Raw genomic sequence first — 269 nt, 5'->3', positions numbered from 1 at the left:
CAGGCTGCCGGCCGCGACGGTTTCGGCGATGCGGCGGCCGAGGCCGTCGTAGGCGTAGACCGTGGTGCGGGCGCTGGCGCTGCCGGCCGCCTCGGTGACCGAAAGCTGCTGGCCGGCGGCGTCCCAGACGTATTGGGTGCGGATGGCAAGGCCATCGGCGTCCTTAACCGTTTCGAGCAGGCGCCCGTTGCGGTCGTAACGCATCGTGTCGCGCGAACCGTGCGCGTTCGTGGTGGCGATGCGGCGGCCCTGGCCGTCGTATTCGTGGG

General features: G+C 71.4%; 1 protein-coding gene. It reads right to left on the bottom strand.

The genetic code is table 11. From position 1 onward, the window contains the following. On the bottom strand, positions 1-269 hold a 269-nt coding region (locus HKX41_11640; GenBank protein NNC24785.1), incomplete at both ends, for an RHS repeat protein.

Source organism: Salifodinibacter halophilus (genome assembly GCA_012999515.1).
Lineage (GTDB): Bacteria > Pseudomonadota > Gammaproteobacteria > Nevskiales > Salinisphaeraceae > Salifodinibacter > Salifodinibacter halophilus.
This window is presented reverse-complemented; position numbering and strand designations above follow the sequence as displayed.